General features: G+C 70.1%; 21 protein-coding genes. All 21 read right to left on the minus strand.

Translation table 11 applies throughout. The annotated features are described in order from the left end of the window. Positions 1-4: 4 nt before the first annotated feature. Positions 5-382 (minus strand): hypothetical protein, encoded by a 378-nt coding sequence (locus AC3WXD_RS15865; protein WP_020202063.1) that lies wholly within the window; start codon positions 380-382, stop codon positions 5-7. A 142-nt stretch (positions 383-524) separates the two neighbouring features. Further along, positions 525-809 (minus strand): hypothetical protein, encoded by a 285-nt coding sequence (locus AC3WXD_RS15870; protein ID WP_020202064.1) that lies wholly within the window; start codon positions 807-809, stop codon positions 525-527. A 151-nt stretch (positions 810-960) separates the two neighbouring features. Then, entirely contained in the window at positions 961-1164 is a 204-nt protein-coding gene (locus AC3WXD_RS15875) for a cold-shock protein (RefSeq protein WP_020202065.1), read from the minus strand. A 261-nt stretch (positions 1165-1425) separates the two neighbouring features. After that, positions 1426-1620 carry a hypothetical protein gene (locus AC3WXD_RS15880; protein ID WP_492324145.1) on the minus strand — a complete coding sequence of 65 codons (195 nt, stop codon included), beginning with the start codon at positions 1618-1620 and terminating at the stop codon, positions 1426-1428. Positions 1621-1787: 167 nt separating this feature from the next. Continuing rightward, positions 1788-2945 (minus strand): CaiB/BaiF CoA transferase family protein, encoded by a 1158-nt coding sequence (locus AC3WXD_RS15885; RefSeq protein ID WP_020202068.1) that lies wholly within the window; start codon positions 2943-2945, stop codon positions 1788-1790. A gap of 30 nt (positions 2946-2975) precedes the next feature. After that, positions 2976-3950 (minus strand): Bug family tripartite tricarboxylate transporter substrate binding protein, encoded by a 975-nt coding sequence (locus AC3WXD_RS15890; protein ID WP_020202069.1) that lies wholly within the window; start codon positions 3948-3950, stop codon positions 2976-2978. A gap of 269 nt (positions 3951-4219) precedes the next feature. Continuing rightward, entirely contained in the window at positions 4220-5167 is a 948-nt protein-coding gene (gcvA, locus tag AC3WXD_RS15895; protein WP_043365935.1) for a transcriptional regulator GcvA, read from the minus strand. Positions 5168-5397: 230 nt separating this feature from the next. Beyond that, positions 5398-6603 carry a CaiB/BaiF CoA transferase family protein gene (locus AC3WXD_RS15900; protein WP_492324146.1) on the minus strand — a complete coding sequence of 402 codons (1206 nt, stop codon included), beginning with the start codon at positions 6601-6603 and terminating at the stop codon, positions 5398-5400. A gap of 8 nt (positions 6604-6611) precedes the next feature. Next, the gene (locus tag AC3WXD_RS15905) at positions 6612-7049 is read right to left on the minus strand and encodes a MaoC family dehydratase (protein WP_059410672.1); all 438 of its coding nucleotides are present in this window, start codon (positions 7047-7049) and stop codon (positions 6612-6614) included. 34 nt (positions 7050-7083) lie between these two features. Beyond that, entirely contained in the window at positions 7084-8259 is a 1176-nt protein-coding gene (locus AC3WXD_RS15910) for a CaiB/BaiF CoA transferase family protein (protein WP_492324147.1), read from the minus strand. Continuing rightward, positions 8256-9029 carry an enoyl-CoA hydratase/isomerase family protein gene (locus tag AC3WXD_RS15915; RefSeq protein ID WP_020202074.1) on the minus strand — a complete coding sequence of 258 codons (774 nt, stop codon included), beginning with the start codon at positions 9027-9029 and terminating at the stop codon, positions 8256-8258. The genes AC3WXD_RS15910 and AC3WXD_RS15915 overlap by 4 nt, the downstream gene beginning before the upstream one ends. A gap of 61 nt (positions 9030-9090) precedes the next feature. Continuing rightward, on the minus strand, positions 9091-10086 hold the full coding sequence (locus tag AC3WXD_RS15920; protein ID WP_020202075.1) for a Bug family tripartite tricarboxylate transporter substrate binding protein: 996 nt from the start codon (positions 10084-10086) through the stop codon (positions 9091-9093). A gap of 55 nt (positions 10087-10141) precedes the next feature. Further along, positions 10142-11803, minus strand: a complete 1662-nt coding sequence (locus tag AC3WXD_RS15925; RefSeq protein WP_492324148.1) for an FAD-binding protein — start codon at positions 11801-11803, stop codon at positions 10142-10144. Positions 11804-12007: 204 nt separating this feature from the next. Further along, positions 12008-13048: an alpha/beta fold hydrolase gene (locus AC3WXD_RS15930; RefSeq protein WP_492324149.1), complete on the minus strand. Its 1041-nt coding sequence runs from the start codon at positions 13046-13048 to the stop codon at positions 12008-12010. A gap of 238 nt (positions 13049-13286) precedes the next feature. Then, the gene (locus AC3WXD_RS15935) at positions 13287-13931 is read right to left on the minus strand and encodes a globin family protein (protein ID WP_492324150.1); all 645 of its coding nucleotides are present in this window, start codon (positions 13929-13931) and stop codon (positions 13287-13289) included. 192 nt (positions 13932-14123) lie between these two features. After that, a complete protein-coding gene (locus AC3WXD_RS15940; RefSeq protein WP_020202079.1) occupies positions 14124-14693 on the minus strand; it encodes a nitrogen fixation protein NifQ in 570 nt (189 codons plus the stop codon). 14 nt (positions 14694-14707) lie between these two features. Continuing rightward, on the minus strand, positions 14708-15016 hold the full coding sequence (gene fdxB / locus AC3WXD_RS15945) for a ferredoxin III, nif-specific (RefSeq protein ID WP_059410666.1): 309 nt from the start codon (positions 15014-15016) through the stop codon (positions 14708-14710). Positions 15017-15051: 35 nt separating this feature from the next. Then, a complete protein-coding gene (locus tag AC3WXD_RS15950; RefSeq protein ID WP_020202081.1) occupies positions 15052-15249 on the minus strand; it encodes a CCE_0567 family metalloprotein in 198 nt (65 codons plus the stop codon). A 36-nt stretch (positions 15250-15285) separates the two neighbouring features. Continuing rightward, positions 15286-15786, minus strand: a complete 501-nt coding sequence (locus AC3WXD_RS15955; RefSeq protein WP_492324151.1) for a NifX-associated nitrogen fixation protein — start codon at positions 15784-15786, stop codon at positions 15286-15288. Then, positions 15779-16192 (minus strand): nitrogen fixation protein NifX, encoded by a 414-nt coding sequence (gene nifX, locus AC3WXD_RS15960; protein ID WP_020202083.1) that lies wholly within the window; start codon positions 16190-16192, stop codon positions 15779-15781. Before nifX ends, AC3WXD_RS15955 begins: the two co-directional genes overlap by 8 nt. 58 nt (positions 16193-16250) lie before the next feature. Then, positions 16251-17642 (minus strand): nitrogenase iron-molybdenum cofactor biosynthesis protein NifN, encoded by a 1392-nt coding sequence (nifN, locus tag AC3WXD_RS15965; RefSeq protein ID WP_059410662.1) that lies wholly within the window; start codon positions 17640-17642, stop codon positions 16251-16253. Positions 17643-17667: the final 25 nt, after the last annotated feature.

The raw sequence follows: 17667 nt of genomic DNA on the forward strand, positions 1-17667 counted from the left end.
CCGGCTAGCTGGGGAAGCGCATGCGCGGCACGCCCGCGGCGGCGCGCGAGCCGACCGGGCGCAGTTCGCCGTCCCACGGCTGCGCCTGCGGGTCGAGCACGTAGTCGCCCTCGCCGCTCTTGTCGTAGAGGTTGTCGCGGATGGCCTGGCCGATGGCCAGGCGGCAAAGCGCCTCGGAGCTGCCGGCGACGTCGCCGGCCAGCGCCGTGTCATCGCTGGCCTGCACGCCGAACGAGCGCCGGCCTTCGCCGACGAAGCTGGTGAAGCGCACGCCGTTCGGGCGGCTGGCGTCGACGAAGCTGACGGCGACGTGATAGGCGATGCCCTTGCCCTCGCCCGGCAGGGTACACAGGAAGTTCGACGGTGCGGCAACCTTGCTCATGGTGTATGCGCTCGCAAGGCCGCGGCGCGCGCGGCCGGATTTGACAGCCGGACAGGCCGCCGGCGCGGACCGTCCCGCGCTGCGGGGGTCCGGCCATGTTACCGGGGATCGCCGCGGCCCGCGCGGCGGCCCCGCGCCGGTGTCAGAGCGATACCACGGACTGCCCGGGGACCGCGCCGTTGATGATGTCCTCGGCATAGCGCAGCACGCCGCGGCGCGCGGCGCCGACGTTGTCCCACTGGGTGCTGTCGAGGCGGAACGTGCGGGCCTGTCCGCCGCTGGGCTCGCCGCCCTCGCGGCAGATCACCACGGCGGCGTCGAAGGTCCGGTCGGGCCTGCGCTCGGGCCAGTTGCGCACCACCGCATGCTTGTAGACGAGCGGGTACAGGTCGTACCCCTTGTAGCTGGCAATCGGGTTGGTATCCATGATGCGCTCCGCGGTTCGATGCTCCCCACTCTACTCCTATCGCCCGCGCGGCCTGCCTTTTATTTGCGGCGGCGGCGGGCGTCGCGGCCATAAAAAAAACCCCGCCAGGCGGGGTTTTTTTCAGCGGTGAAGCTGGGTGAAGCTGCGGCGATCAGATCGGTTCGATCTTGGTCGCTGCCGGGCCCTTCTGGCCCACGCCGGCGACGTAACGCACCTTCTGGCCTTCCTGCAGGGACTTGAAGCCGCTGCCCTGGATTTCGGAGAAGTGCGCGAACAGGTCGTTGCCGCCTGCGTCCGGGGTGATGAAGCCGAAGCCCTTGGAATCATTGAACCACTTGACGGTACCGGTTTCCATGCTGGATATCCTTTAAACCTTAAAAGTTCTGAATGAGCCTGATGCTCACCAGGCACGACGATCAAGGAAGGAACATGGAGCAATTGAATCGCCGCTTGGAGGGGACGATCCATAACATCGGAGTAACCGCTTGAAAGACCTGCACCAGCGTTTATACAGGCCGGCGGGGATGGTGTCAACGAAGCTGCGAAAAAAGTCTGCCGCGCGGCGCAAAAAGGACCGGGGCGAGACCCTTTCGCCGGGCGCCCGGCCCCCGCGCGCTCAGTCTTCGTAGCCGTCCAGCCCGACCCGGTACAGCGTGGCGCCCACTTTCTCGAGCAGGGCGCGCGCCGCGTCCGTGAACGGCTCGCTGGCCAGCAGCGCGGCCAGTCCCGCCACGGCGTCGTCGACCGAAAGCTCGATCGTTTCGTCGGTGGCGATGCGCTCGAAGGTACTGATCACTACGGTGGGATCCATCCGGACTCTCCTGCAAAGACGTGTTTGGCCGCCCGCGCGCCATGCCCGGGCCGGCAAGCTGCGCGCATGGTAGCACCAGCGCGCGGCGCCGGCGCCCCGGCCCGCCCGGGACCAGGCAGGGCCGCGGCGGCGGGCACGGCTTCAGCCCCGGGAGGGCCGCGCTGCGCCTAGCCGAGCCATTGCCGCATGACGTCTTCGTTGTGCTCGCCCACTTCGGGGGGCGCCGTCCAGCCTTCGGTGATGTCGAAGCCGCTGTAGCGTACCGCCGGGCCGAGCGTGGGGACCTCGCCATAGCGCGGATGGCGCAGGGTCAGCTGCATGCCCCGGTGGCGCACCTGCCGGTTGGCGAAGACCTGGCTCATGCTGTTTACCGGCGCGCAAGGCACGCCGGCTTCCTCCAGCCGGGCGAGGATGTCGTCGGTGGCCCACTTGCGCACTTCCTCGTCGAGCGTGGCATAGAGCTCGTCGCGGTGCACCACGCGGGCCGGCATCGTGCCGTAGCGTTCGTCCCGCAGCAATTCCGGGCGGCCCAGGATCTTCACGAACGACTCGAAGAAATTCTGGAAGCCCGCGCCGATCACGGCCCAGCCGTCGCGCGTCTCGAACGCTTTGTAGGGCACCTGCTGCGCGTGTTCGGAACCCCACTTGCGGGGTTCCTCCCCGGTCATCAGGTACTCGAGCGCGGCGTTGGCGAGGAAGGCGACCTCGCTTTCCAGCAGGCTGGTCATGACATGCTGCCCCCGGCCGGTGCGCTCGCGCTGCAGCAGGGCGGCGACGATCGCCGTCTGGCAGTTCATCCCCGCCAGCATGTCGAACGCGGACGTGCCGAGCTTGACCGGCGCCCCCTCGCGGGAGCCGGTGATGCTCATGTACCCCCCCACCCCCTGGATGGTCAGGTCGAACGCGCCGAGCGCGGCGTCCGGGCCGTCGGCGCCGAACCCGGATATCGACGCATAGACCAGCCGCGGCGACGCGGCCGCGAGCGTCTCGTAGTCCAGGCCCATCCGTCCCATGACGTCGGGACGGAAGTTCTCCAGCACGACATCGGCCTTGAGGCACAGCGCGCGCGCGGTCTGCCGGCCCTCGTCGCTGCGCAGGTCGAGCACGATGGAGCGCTTGTTGCGGTTGGTCGCGTACCAGGTGATGCCGTTGTCCTTGAAGTACGGCGGCCCTTGCTCGCGCAGCGGATCGCCGCCGCCGGGGGACTCCACCTTGACCACGTCCGCGCCGAGGTCCCCGAGCAACTGGGCACAGTAGGGCCCGGCGAAAAAGCGGGTGAAATCGAGCACCCGTACGCCGCTCAGCGGCTTGTCTGTCTTCTGCATGGTTTTCTCTCTCCTTGGGATGGGCGCGATCTACTCGGCCTTGATTTTCGCTTCCTTGACGATCCTGGACCAGTTGTCGACCTCGGAACGGATGCGCGCCTGGACCTGCTCGGCGGGAAGGTTCACCGCCTGCACGCCCTGCTTGTCGAAGGCGCGCCCGACCTCCGGCGACGCCACGATGCGCGCGACCTCGGTGCCCAGCTTGTCCACGGCGGCCCTGGGCGTCCCCTTGGGCACGGCAAGGCTGTAGAGCGCCGTCACCTCGAACCCGGGGATGCCGGTCTCGGCCACGGTGGGGACATTGGGATACTGCGCCAGGCGCTGCCCGCTGGTCACGGCCAGCACGCGCAGCTTGCCGGCGCGGACGTGGGGCTCGATCGTCGACGTGCTCTCGACGGTGAAGGCCACTTCGCCGCCCAGCAGCCCGACGACGGAGGGGCCGCCCCCCTTGTAGGGAACGTGCGTGGCCTCGAAGCCGGCGGCCCGCTTGAGCATCTCCGTGATCAGGTGCGGCGTGCTGCCGATGCCGGAGGAGGAATAGTTGTACTTGCCCGGGTCCGCCTTCATGAGCTTGATGAATTCGGCGAAGTTCTGCGCCGGGAATTTGTCGGCGACCACCAGCGCGTAGGAGCCGACGCCCAGGCTGGCGACGGGCATGAAGTCGCTCACCGGATCATAGGGAATGCCCTTGTAGAGGCTGGGGCTGGCCGAGAACATGATGGAATTGACCATCAGCATGGTGTAGCCGTCGGCCGGGGACTTGGCCGCGATGGAGGTGCCGACCGTGATGCCCGCGCCGGGGCGATTGTCCACCACCACCGGCTGCCTGATCGTGAGCGAGAGCTTGTCGCCCACGATGCGCGCGAGGTTGTCGTTGGCGCCTCCGGGCGGCTGCGGGACGATGAGCCGGATCGGCTTGTCGGGATAGGTGGGCTCGGCCACGGCCGACGTGGCGAATACCGCGGCGCTCAGCATGACCATCGAAGCCATGAACTTCTGCAGCATGGATGTCTCCTTTTTTTATGGTTTCCACCGTGGTGGCGACACCACTGTGTCACGGTGCCGCGAGGGTAGAAAGCGATAAAAAGTTGTCAGGTCATGCGTGCGGAAGGGGCGAGCGCCAGGCAGGGCGCGTGCCGTGCGTCAAGCGCCGTGTCTCAGCGCCGGGCCTCGAAACGGCGCGGCGGCCGGCGGGGTCCGGGGGCGGATGGCGGGCGGGCCGGCTATCGTCGATGGCGGAGGCTGCCACGCGCCGGCCGGCGCGGGGGAAGGATTCAGGCCTGCTGCGCGGCGCCGGCGCCGGCGTCGCGGACGTCGCGGACCGTCTGCCGGCGCGCCTCTTCGTGGATCCAGGAACGGAACAGTTCGAGCCTCGACTCGTTCTTCTTTGCCTCCGGAAATACCAGGCAATAGGCGTCCTCGCTGGTGAACGTGCCGGGGAACGGCGCCACCAGGCGGCCGGTCGCCACCTCGTCCTCGATCAGGATGCGCGGCAGCAGCCCGAGGCCCAGCCCGGCCACCGCCGCCTGCAGCACCATGTAGAGATGCTCGAAGCGCGGCCCGGCAAGGCCGTTGACGCCGTGCACGCCACGGCTCTGCATCCACTCGGGCCAGCAGGTCTGGCGGCTGGTCTGCTGCAGCAGCACATGGCGTCCGAAGTGGTCGATGGACAGCAGGTTCTCCCGGTTGGCCTGGTAGTAGCTCTGGGAACACACCACCAGCAGTTCCTCGCCCACCAGCTTCTCCGTCACCACCGCGCCCGGCCAGTCGTTGGCGCCGTAGTAGATCGCGGCATCGAAGGGCTCGGACTGGAAATCGAAGGGCTTGGCGCGCGTGGAGAGGTCGACGAATATGTTGGGGAACCGCGTGGAGAATTCCGCCAGCCGCGGGATCAGCCACCGGGTGCAGAACGCGGGCGGCGTCGCCAGCCGGATGATGCCGCCCTTGCCCTTGTGCGCCAGCAGGTTGACCGTGGCGGTCTGCATCTGCTCGAGCGAGGCGCGGATGTCCTCCACGTAGCTCTGCCCCGCTTCGGTCAGGACCAGGCGCTTCTTGACCCGCTGGAACAGCATCAGGCCCAGGTATTCCTCGGTCTGCCGGATCTGCCGGCTGACGGCGCTCTGCGTGAGATTCAGTTCCTGCGCGGCCCGGGTGAAGCTCAGGTGGCGCGCGGCCGCCTCGAAGGTGCGCAAGGCGGTCAGTGAAGGTAGTTGCCAGCTCATCGTTCGACCATAGGGCGCTTACCAAGCCTTGCGTAAAGCCCTCAGTTCCTCCATGTCATCCGGTGCGGCACCGCGTGGCACTCCGGTCCTCCCCCCCAATGCGGGGCTGCCTTCACGACGACGACGCCGGCTCGGCCCGCGGCGCCGCGAAGGCCCGCATCCGCCGGGTCGGGCGCCGGGCCCCGGCGGGCTTCCGGATCATAGCATCGCGGGTAGCGCCGCCGGCCGGCTCATATGACGCCGCGCCGGCGCAGGCCCGCGATGTCGTCCGCGGACAGGGCCAGCCATTCGGCCAGCACGTCGGCGCTGTGCTGCCCGACCGCCGGCGGCGCGGTCCAGCCGGCGCCGACGTCGAAGGCCGAATAGGTGACTGCCGATGCGATCTGCGGCGTCACGCCGCCCGCGGGGCCCGCCGAGCCGGCCACCATGTCCCGGTGGGTGTCGCGGCAGTGCGCCAGCGCCTCCTCGATGCTGTGCACCAGCGCGTGCGGCACGCCGGCCTCGCGCAGCCCGATGGCCAGCGCCGCGAAGTCGAACTCCGCGATGCGCGCATCGAGCAAGGCATAGAGCTCCGCCTGGCGGGCGACGCGCGCCGCGGCCGACGAGAAGCGCGGGTCGCGTTGCAGGCTGGGCCGGCCGATGGCCGACACGAGCGCCATGAAGTGGTCTTCGCGCGCGGCGTCGATCACCAGCCACCGGTCGTCGCGCGTGCGAAACGCCTTGCGCGGCGCGGCGCGCGTGCTGGCCGCGCCCCGGCGCCCGGGCACCTGCCCGGTATGGAAATGATCCACGGCGGTGTCGAGCAGGAGCGCCACCTGGCTTTCCAGCAGGCTGGTCTCCACGCGCTGGCCCATGCCGGTCGCCAGCCGCTGCAGCAGCGCCGCCGCGATCGCGGCCTGGCAGTGCATGCCGGCGGCGAGGTCGATCGCCGAGGTGCCGAGCTTGATCGGGCCGGCATCCTCGTCGCCGGTCAGGCTCATGTAGCCGCCCAGCGCCTGGATGGTCAGGTCGAAGGCGCCGCTGCGGCTGTCCGGCCCCTCCGAGCCGTATCCCGAAATGGAGGCGTGGATCAGCCGCGGCGCGGCGCCCGACAGGCTCTCGTAGTCGAGCCCCAGGCGCGCCATCACGCCGGGCCGGAAGTTCTCGACCAGCACGTCCGCCCGGCCGGCGAGGCGGCGCGCCAGGGCGACGCCTTCGGCCGACTTCAGGTCCAGCGTGAGCGAGCGCTTGTTGCGGTTGCACGCCAGGAACGTCAGGCCATTGCCCGCGTGGAAAGGCGGGCCCTGGAGACGCAGCGGATCGCCGGTGCCGGGCAGCTCGACCTTGACCACGTCCGCACCCAGGTCGCCCAGCAGCATGGTGCAGTAGGGTCCGGCGAGCACGCGGGTGAAGTCGAGCACCTTCAGCCCGGCATAGGGCTTGGGCTTGTCATGCATCGGGCGACTCAATCGACGAAGGCCTTGATGTGGGTCGCCACGGCCACGACCTTGCCATGCTGGTTCAGGCATTCCACCTTGGCGGTGATGCGGCGGCTGGCCGGGTCCACGCTGTCCACGACATAGCGCGTGGTGACGGTGTCGCCGAACCTGACGCCGTCCAGGAAGCGCACCTTGTCGTAGCCGAGCGACACGGTGCGCCCTATGCGCAGCCTGGCCGACGCCGTCGACATGAAGCCCATGAGCAGCGTGCCGTGGGCGATGCGCGTGCCATACCCGCCCTTGCGCATGTATTCCTCGTCCACGTGGTTGGGCGAGAAGTCGCCGGTGATGCCCGCGTACAGATAGACGTCGGACTCGGACACGGTCTTGGTGAAGACGACGGTGGTTCCGACGACGACGTCTTCGATCTTGCCCGACGGCGATTGAAAGTATTCGAGTTCCATGAAGAAGGTCTCCGGGGTTGGCATGGTTCAGGGTTTAGGGAACTAGGGGTGCCACCTGGTCCGCGGGCGCGAGCCAGTCCTGCAATACGCTCTCGGTGTGCTCGCCGGCCGCGGGCGGCGCCTTCCAGTCCTCGGCGACGGCAAAGGCGGAGTACCTGGCGGGAGGGCCGAGCACGGCGCGCGCGCCGGGCCGCCCGCCCGGCAGGTCGACGCGCATGCCGCGATGGCGCACCTGCCGGTGTGCAAAGACCTGCGCCAGGTCGTTGACCGGCGCGCACGGCACGCCCGAGCGCTCCAGCCGGCGCAGGAGGTCGCCGGTGCCGTGGCGCGCCGTTTCCGCATCCAGGGCGGCATATAACGCGGCGCGGTTCTGCACCCGCCCGGACATGGTGGCGAAGCGGGCATCGGCAGCGAGGTCCGGGCGGCCGAGCTCCTGCACGAACGCCGCGTACAGGTTCTGGAAGCCGGCCGCCACGACGATCCACCCGTCAGCCGTGCGAAAGGCCTTGTAGGGGACCTGCTGCGCGTGCTCCGATCCCCAGCGCGCGGGCTGCGGCCCGCCCAGCAGGCATTCCACGGCGGCGTTGGCCAGAAAGGCGATTTCCGATTCGAGCACGCTCGTCGAGACATGCTGGCCCAGCCCCGTCGCGGCGCGCTGGAACAGCGCGGCAAGGATGGCCGACTGGCAGTTGACGCCGGCCAGGGCCTCCAGGGCCGAGGTGCCAAGGCGGCTGGGCGCGCCGTCCCGCCCGCCGGTGATGCCCATGTAGCCCCCGGCGGCTTCGGCCAGCAGATCGGCGGCGTCCTGCGGCGCGGGGCCAGCGGGCATCACCGCCGGCACCACGCGCGCATACACCAGCCGCGGCGCGGCGCGCGACAGCTCGGGCCAGCCAAGGCCCAGCCCGTCGAGCGTGGCCGCGGGCAGCGCGTCGATCAGCACGTCGGCGCGGCCGCACAGACGGCGCAGCAGTTCGCGCCCCTCGCCGGTGTGCGGGTCCGCCGACAGCGATCGCTTGTTGCGGTTGAAGGCCGCGTGGCAGGCCGCGCCCGCCGTCCACGCACCGTCCACGCGGACCACGTCGGCGCCCAGGTCGCCCAGGCACTGCCCGCCATACTGGCCGGCGACCGAACCGGCGGAGAACTCGAGCACCCGCAGGCCCCGCAGCGCCTTGCCGGCGCCCGGCGAAGAAGAATCGGGAAGGGACATCATCTGCCTCGAAACACCGGGCGCCGTTTCTCGAAGTGCGCGCGCATGCCTTCTTCGTTGTCCTGCGTGGCATCCAGCGGGCGGCGCAGGCGCTGGTCCAGCGCCCCCGCTTCGCGCAGCGACAGGCTGGCCCCTTCGTTCAGCGAACGCTTGAGCGCCGCCAGCGCCAGGGGCGCGGTCGCCTCCATCTCCCGCGCCCAGTTCAGCGCCTCGTCAAGCAGGTGTTCCGCCGGCACGACGCGATCGACCATGCCGAACCGGTGCGCGTCCTCGGCGCCGAACCGGCGCGCGGTAAACAGCAGGTCCTTGGCGCGGGTCACGCCGACGATGCGGCTGAGCGTCACCGGCCCGCCGCTGCCGGGATAGGCGCCCAGCGTCATCTCGGGAAAGCCGAACGTGGCATTGTCCGCCGCCACGCGCAGGTCGCACGCCAGCGCCAGCTCGGCGCCGCCGCCCAGGCACCAGCCGCCGACGGCGGCAATCACCGGCATGGGCAAGTCCCAGAGTTCTTCGGAAAGCGTGAGCAGAAGCTGGCTCTGGGCCGCCTTCTGCTCACGGGACAGCGTCTGGCGCTGCTTGAGATCGGTGCCGGCGGAAAAGGCGCGCCCGGCGCCGGTCAGGATGACCGTGCGCGCCTCGGGCATGGACGTGGCGCGGCCCACCGCGTCGCGCAGCGCCTGCACCAGTTCCGACGACAGCGCGTTGAGCGCCTCCGGCCGGTTCAGCGTGAGTACCAGCGATGCGCCGCGCATCTCTTCGATCAGAATGCTCACGAGCCTTGTCTCCTTTTCTGGTTTTGCGCCGCGCCGCCGGGGCGGACCCGGCGCGGCATGGTCAGTCGCTCTTGATGTGCGTGTCGCGCACCACCTTGAGCCACAGGGCGGACTCCTTCTTTATCAGTTCGTCATACGCCGGCGCGGTGCTCGGCGCCGCTTCGGCACCCTGCGCGGCGAGCTTCTTGATCAGCTCGGGATCGGCCAGCGCCCGGTTGAGCGCCTTGTTCAGGACCGCGATCACGCTCGCCGGGGTCCCCGCGGGCGCGACCAGGCCGAACTTGCCCGACACGTCGAAGCCCGGATAGCCCGACTCCGCCACCGTCGGCAGCGCGGGAAACAGCGCCGTCCGCTTCGGACCGGTGATCGCCACGCCCCGCAGCGTACCGGGCGTGACGAACGGCACCAGCGCCGCCACGTTCTCGAAGGTGGCCTGCACCTGGCCGGCCATCAGGTCGGTCAGCGACTGGCCGCCGCCCTTGTACGGGACATGCGTGATCGACGCCTTCGTCACCGACTTGAAGAGTTCCGCCGCCAGATGCGTGGCGCTGCCGTTGCCGGCCGAGCCATAGTTGATGGCTCCCGGCTTGGCGTTCGCCAGGTCGACGAACTCCTTGACGGTATGCACCGGCAGCTTCGGATTCACCGCCAGCATGTAGGAGACCGTGGCGATTTCGCCGATCGACACGAAGCTCTTGATGGGATCATAAGGCAGCGAGGGATACAGCCCGGCGGCCGAGGTGTGCGGCAGGGTATTGATGATCAGGATCGTGTAGCCGTCCGGCGTCGCCTGCGCGGCGTAGGTGGTGCCGATCGTGCCGCCGGCGCCGCCACGGTTGTCGATGTAGACCTGCTGCTTCAGTTCCTCCGCCAGCTTGGGCGCGACGATGCGGGCCAGCACGTCGTTGCCGCCGCCGGGCGGATACGGCACGACCAGCCGCACCGGCCGGCTCGGAAAGGCATCGGCCGCCTGCGCCGCCGGCACCCCGATGGCGAGCGATAGCGCGCACAGGAGCGAGGCTCCCGCGTGCCGCGAGTGTGTGGTTCCGAATCTCATGTTGTCTCCGTTCTATTTATGGAATGCAAAAGCCCTGCTGGCAAGCCCGCGCCGGCTAGTGGATGGGTTCGAGGCTCTGGACCAGTTCGTCGTTGCCGCCGCGGGTGAAGGCGATGTGCTGCAGCCAGCGGGTGTTGTCGGTGGCGGGAAAGTCGGTGCGCTGGTGCGCTCCGCGGCTTTCCGTCCGGCCCAGCGCCGCCTGCAGGACGGTGGTGCCGACTGCCGCCATGCGCCGCGCCTCGCGCAGCTCCACCGCGGCCTCGCGGCTGCCCGCGCGCATCCGGAAGATGTTCTCGTGCAGCGCGCCAAACGCGGCCAGGCCCGCGGTGAGGCCCGGTCCGTTGCGCCAGATGCCGGCCGCCTCCGAGAGAACCTTGCGCATGTCTTCCTTGGCCTGGCGCACGTCCTCGGCGCAAGCGCCGCCGTCGGCGTGCGCCAGGCGGGCGATGGCGCTGGCTTCGATGGCGGGCCAGTCGCGCGCCGTCGCGGGCAGCATGCCGCGCGCCGCGCCGCCGCCGGCGATGGCGCCGAAGACGAGCGTGTCGCTGCAGCCATTGCCGGCGATGCGGCTGGCGCCGTGCACGCCGCCCGCGGCTTCGCCGCCGACGTACAGGCCCGGCACGCCGGACCAGCAATCGCCGTCGACCGCCACGCCGCCCATCATGCTGTGGGCCGCGGGCGCGACGATGGGCGGGGTGGTGGCCGGGTCGACCCCCGCGGCGCGCAGCCTGCGGCAATGCGATACGTAGCTTTCGCGCTGCTGCTCGCTGAGCACGGTGGCGTCGAACGCCACGCCGCCCTCGGGAAACCCGCGCCCCTCGTCGATTTCGCGCTGGATGAACAAAGCCAGGCGCGCCTTCTCGATGCCGCGTTCGCCCAGCGGCGGGTTGTAGCCGAGCATGAAGCGCTCCCCGCGGTTGTTCAGCAGGTGCGCGCCGTCGCCAAGCATCGAGGTCGGCATTTCCATGCCCCGGCATTCCTGCGGCCAGACCGTCACGACCGGCTCGAACTGGACGAATTCCATGTCGATCAGGCGCGCGCCGGCATCGAGCGCCATGCCGAGGCCGTCCGCGCCCACGTCGACCGGATAGGTGCTGTCGGCATAGAGGCGGCCGATCCCGCCCATCGCGATGACGACGGCGCGCGCATGCACCACGGTGATCTGGTCCGAATGCGGCTTCCACAGGACGGCGCCCACCACGTCGGCGCCATCGCGCAGCAGCTCGACCGCCTTTTGCCCCGCGATCTGGTGGATGCCGAGGGAGCGCGCCCGGTTCGCCATCACCTGCAGGATGGCGCCGCCCGTGCTCTCGGGCACGAACACCGACCTGGGATAGCGGTTCCCGCTCAGGTGGCGCTGCAATACCTGGCCACTGCCGTTGGCGGAATCGGCGGCGTGGGCGAAGGGCACGCCCCAGGCGACGAGCTCGTGGAACGCATCGACCGATTTCTCCGCCAGCAGGCGCACCAGCCGCCGGTCGTTGAGAAAGTAGCCGCCCTTGAGCATGTCCTCATAGAACACGTCGGGGCTGTCCATCGGGTCCACGCTGCCGATCGGCGCATTGAAGCCGATGACGTAGGGGGACGCGCCCCGGGCACGGTAGGCCAACGTGACGTCCGCGCCCTGGGCCTGGGCCGCAAGGGCAGCGCGAAAGCCGGCCATGCCGCCTCCCAGGACCAGCACATCCGTCGATACCACCTCCACTTTCCACTGCATCCAGCCTCTCCTTGACATGCCCGCAACCAGGTTGGGGTATGGCAAGGATTCTGAATGCGCCACCGGGGAAGAGAAAGCGACGATTCCTTTCGGTTTGATGAGTAAAACGCACCAACCGGCGCCACCGCGCCGGCGCCGGCGCCGCGGCCCGCGCGCGGTGGCCGACGCGCTACGCCGCCCGGCGCGCGCCGGCGGCGGCCGGCCTTAGCGGTTCGCCGGCGGCGCCGGCAGCGCGGCGAGGCCGTCGAGCAGCGCCTTGTGGAAGGCCTGCGGGTCCTGCATCTGCGGCGCGTGGCCCATCTCGGGGAATTCCACCAGCTTCGCGTTGGGCAGCGCCGCGAGCGTCTGCCGGGCCAGCTCGGGGTAGTTGCCGACCCTGGCGCGCACGTCGGGCGGCGCGGCGTCCTTGGCGATGGCGGTGGTGTCCTTGTCGCCGATCAGCAGCAGCGTCGGCGTCTTCAGCGCGCCCAGCTCGTAGACCACCGGCTGGGTGAAGATCATGTCGTAGATCAGCGCCGAATTCCACGCCACCTGCTGCTTGCCCGGGCCGCGGTTCAGGCCGGCCAGCATCTGCACCCACGGCTCGTAGTCCTGGCGCCACGTGCCCGAGTAATAGGTGGCCTGCTCGTAGCTGCGGATCTTGTCGGCGCTGGTGGCCAGCTCGCGCGCGTACCACTGGTCGACCGACAGCGAGGGCACGCCCTTGGCCTTCCAGTCTTCCAGCCCGATCGGGTTGACCAGCGCGAGCTGCGCGGTCTGCTGCGGATACATCAGCGCGTAGCGTATCGCCAGCATGCCGCCGGTGGAGTGTCCGATCACCACCGCCTCCTTGACGCCGATCGATTCCAGCAGCGCGTGCGTGTTGCGCGCCAGCTGCTGGAACGTGTACTGGTAGCGCGCCGGCTTGCTGGACTTGCAGAAGCCGATCTGGTCCGGCGCCACCACGCGGTAGCCCGCGGCGCCGAGCGCCTTGATGCTGCCCTCCCAGGTCGCCGCGCAGAAGTTCTTGCCGTGCAGCAGCACCGCGGTGCGCCCGTTGGGATGCGCCGGCCGGATGTCCATGTAGGCCATGTGCATGGCCTCGCCCTGCGAGGTGAAGTCGTATTGCCGGACCGGCGCGGGGTAGTCGAAGCCCTGCAGCTCGGGGCCGTAGGCCGGGCCTTCGTCGGCGGCGAGCGCGGGCGCGGCGGCGGCGATGGCCGCCGTGCCCAGCAGGGAAAGCAGGAATTGGCGTGACAGACGCATGACAGGAAATCCTGGCGAAGATAGGGGGAAAAAACGGGCAGGCAGCGGACGGGCGGTGCGGCCACCGGATCGGGCCGCGCCGCCGCGGCAACGGCATCGTAGCGGAAAGCCGCCGCGGCTGCAGCGCGGCCGGTGGCGGCTCCGCCACCTTGGAGCCGCCACCGCCCGCGGGGTTCCCCGCAGCCCGCGCGCGCCCGCATGGCGCGGCATTCCCCGCTGCGGGGCTTCGCGGCGGCCGTCAGCCGCGCCCGGGACGGACCTCGCCGCGCGCGTCGGGCGGCGGCGCCGGGAACCAGCTGCGCACGGTGTCGTAGGGATAGCGCGTGAGGCCGGCGTGGCGCGCCTGCGGCGCCAGCAGGTGCACCGACAGCGGCTCGGCCCAGCCCCAGAAATCGGCGCGCAGCGCGGGCGGGAAACCGGCATCGTCGAAGGCGTGCCAGAGCTGCACCAGCCACAGCTCGCGCCCTTCCTCGTCGAGCAGCAGCGGCAGGCCGGCGCCGGCCTGCAGGTGCGCGTGGTGCTGGCTGTAGTACAGCGGCCCGCCGCACGACTCGACCACGAAGTCGGCCACGCGCGAGGCCACGCACTCGAAGCAGTTGCCGGCGCGCGCGAACAGCGGCGTGAGCCGCAGCCGCCGCATGTGATGCATCACCAGCTCGCGCAGGCCGCTTTCCTCGCAGATCGCCAGCAGGCGGTGCGGCGGCGGCGGCAGGACCGGCAGGCAGCCCGCCGGCGCCTCGCGCCGGCCCGGCTGCGCCTCGGAGACCGGCCAGTGCAGCGTCAGGTAGCAGGCCCGCGTGCACGGCACCCAGCGGGCGCCGGACGGCGATGATGGCGATGGCGGGGAAGGCGATGCGGGCGCGGCGCGGTGGTGCGGATCCATGAGCGTGTCGGGATTGTGGTCCGGTTTGTCGGCTATGGTGCTGGCTCTTGTGTCGGTTATGGCTGGTTATATATTGCCGTATATAACGGTAGACATGCCAACGCAATTTCCATGCCGTGGCCAGAAAAACGACGGCCTGCGCGCGCGCAAGCGTCGCCATCGCGGCGTGACAGGTCGGGTGAGCCGCGTCCGCTACTCGGCTCCGAAGCACATGGCGTAATCGGAACACACGCCGCAGCTCGGCGCCTTGCACAGGAAGATCTCCTCCTGCTCGCACAACTGCTTGTAGAAGAACTTCTTCCACTTCATGTCGTGCGTGTTCTTCGCCGCGAGCCGCGGGAACCAGCGGCCGATCAGCGCGGACAGCTCGCGCCGCGACGGCAGCAGCAGGTCCTGCCACAGGTGGTTGTCGCCGAGGCTGGCGCAGGCCAGCGCATGGGCCACCTGGTTGGCTTCCTCGGCGGGCCCGGCGGCGGGATCGGCGTGCGCGTTGAGCAGCGCCACGAGGTCGTCGAACTCGTCCAGGCGCGCCCCGGCGCGGCTGGCGCCGGCCAGCGCGTCCCAGGCCAGCCCCAGCGCCAGGTCCGCGCCCGGAAACCAGCGCGCCAGCAGCCGGCGCGTCTGGCCGGCGTCGAGCCCCGGCAGCGGCAGCAGGCCGGTGCCGCCGCGCGCGAAGCCGGCCGACAGCACGCCGGCCAGCGCCAGCGCGGTGGGATCGTCCCGGTCCGCCGCGCATGCCATCAACACCGCCCGATAGTCCATGACCGGCTCCTCGCTCACAACGCGGCGGCGGCGTGCGTGTAGCACTTCTTCGGGCAGATCTTCGCGCACGCCGTGCAGCCGATGCACAGCTCCTTGTGCGCGATGGTCATGACCTTCTTCTCGTACTCGTCGTCCTCGTCGTCGTCGCCGGCCAGCGCGATGTGCTCGCCGTCCTCGTCCAGGCCGACCAGCTCGAGCACGCCGCGCGGGCAGACCCGGAAGCAGCGGCCGCAGCCGATGCATTTCTCCTCGTCGAGCGCGGCGACGAAGGTCGGCGTCCAGATGGCGCCGCTGGGCAGGGTGACGCTGAACATGTCGCTCATGGCGGTTCTCCGTTCTCCGTGGGCGGGCGCGTGGCTCAGGCCGCCGCCGCCGCGGCCTTGCGCGCCGCCATCAGCGCGGCGTGGGCGTCGTGGCAGCGCTGCGCCACGGCGAGGATCTGCTCCCAGTTGGTGGGCAGCTCCTCGGACAGGTCGTGCAGGTCCATCTTGGCCTGCGTGGCCTGCGCGTTGAGTTTCTTCAGGCGCGCCTTGAGTTCGTCGGCTTCGGTGCTCATGGTGGTCTCGTTCCTCTCGTTCCTTTCGTTCCGCCTTCAGGCGCCGTAGCGGGCCACGGCCGGATAGGCCTCGATCATGCCGATCGCCTCGTCGAGGAACCTGCCGCCGGCGTCGGCCAGCTTCTCCAGCGACGGAAAACCGAAGCGGTGCACGTCGCGCAACTGCTTGTTGACCACCACCAGCCGGCCGGCCAGCAGCACCAGGCGGCCGAAGCCCTCGTGGCTCATCTTCATCATCGGCGAGACCATCTGGCCGGTCTGGCGCTCGATGGCCACGGCGATGGCGCTGTAGAAGATTTCCAGCCGCCACAGCGTCTCGGGGTCGGGGTCGCCCATCAGCGGGATCGCGCGGCGCTCCTCGGGGGTCAGGATGTAGGGCTTGAGCAACTGCATGTCGCTCTTGCCGTCCCACGCGCCGTGGGTGTCCTGCGCGCGCAGCTGCTTGACCAGCTGCTGCACGAACGGCGTGGCGAGCAGCGCCGCGTCGTCGGTGGCGGCAGGATTGGCGGTGGGCGCTTCGATGCTGGCGTCAGCCATGAGATACCTCGTCGTCTTCGAAATCGTGGGCACGCTCGCCGTCCTTGGCCAGCGCCTTGCGCAGCCACGGCGGCGGCGTGCCCTTGAGCACCTGCTGCAGCCGGCCGAGGATGTCCTCGATGCCCTCGGGCTGCGGCACCTTGATCGGGTGGATCTTCAGCGCCACCACGCGCGCCGCGCCGGAGCCGCCGATGGCGGCCACGTAGAGGATGGCGCAGTCCTTGATGGCGTCCAGCTTGGGCGCGAGCTTGTCCTCGTCGCCGTCTTCCTCCAGCTTGCCGCCGAAGTCGAACGACTCGACGAAGCGGTAGCCGTGCGGCGTGACGTCGTAGGTGACGATGCTCTTGGCCCAGCCGAAGTGCGCATCGACGTACTGCTTGTCCTGGGTGGCGAACGCTATCTTCATGCTCAGTGCTCCTTGGTGTGGATCGGGTAGCCGTTCAGGTATCCGCTCGGGTATCCACTCACGCGCCGGCGGCGACGACCGGAATGTCCACCGCGCGCGCCGGGTCGCGCGCGGCGAGGTCGAGCGCCGCCCGCGGCAGCGGCCAGTCGCCCGGGTGATGGTGCGCGATCTGCTCGATCATCAGGTTGGCGACCTCGAAGATCAGGTTCATGGTGCCGCGGTAGCCGACCTGGCGGCGATGCGCGTTGCCGACGCGGTCGAACAGCGGAAAGCCCGCGCGCAGCAGCGGCTTGCCCAGGCGCGCGGCCATCTGCCGGCCGTGCGAATGCGTGATGAGCAGGTCGCAGCCGGCGGCGGCGCGCTCCATGTCCTCCAGGTCGCCGAGCACCACCTGCTGCGCCGGCAGCAGCGCGTGCGCGGCCGACTGCGTGGTGCTGACGCAGCAGCACAGCTCGGCGCCCATCTCGTGCAGCAGGCCGCCGAGCGCCAGCAGCAGGTCGGGCTCGGCGCCGATGGCGACCTTGATGCCGCCGGTGTAGAAATGGCCGTCGAGCATGGCGTCGAGCAACTGGCTGCGCTGGCGCCGGTACCTGGCCGGCACCGGCCGCCCCGAGAGTTGCGCGAGCCGTTCCAGCAGGCGGTCGTTGGCCTCCAGCCCGGTCAGCCGCGGGAAGATCTCGAACCCGGTGCCCGCGATCGATTGCAGCGCCTCGGCCGCCTCGCGGGTCTGCTCGCCCACGCCGATGGTGAAGGCCGAGGCGCCAGCCGCGCGGATCTGCGCGAGCGTGGTGCCGCCCAGCGTGGTGCCGCGCCAGTCGGGCGCGATGTGCCCGTCCAGCGAGCCGGAGATGTCGGGCAGCACGATGGCCTCCAGGCCGAATGCCTCGACGATCTCGCGCAGCTCGTCGATGTCGCCCGGCGACAAATGGCTGCCCGGCAGCAGCGTGACCTGCCCGGCCGCCACCGGCAGCGGCCTGACCAGCGCGCGCACCACCGCGGTGACGGCGTGCTTGTAGCCGTCCTCGAACGCGCCCACGTAGTCGGGCGTGGAGACGTAGACGATCTCGGTGTCGGCCAGCTCCGGCTTGCGCTGGCGCGCCGTGACCAGATAGCCCTCCACGTCGTCGCCCTTGGTCTCGGTCAGGCCCGTGGAGCAGATGGCGATGATGCGCGGCGCGGCGCGCTTGCGGATGTTGAGCAGCGCCGCCTCGATGTTCTCGTAGCCGCCCAGGATGGTGGTGACTTCGTTCATCGCCGTGGTCTGCAGCGGGATCGCCTCCTTGAAATGGCGCACCAGCAGCACCAGCCCGAACGAGGTGCAGCCCTGCGAGCCGTGCATCACCGGCATGCAGGCGTCGAGCCCGAGGAAGGCGAAGCTCGCCCCGAGCGGCTGGCTCATCTTGAGCGGATTGACCGCGCAGGCTTTGCGGGATTCGACGACTTGGGCCATGCTGGCTCCTGGCGGTGGCGGCGCG

The organism is Cupriavidus sp. FW216-B1, assembly GCF_058789195.1.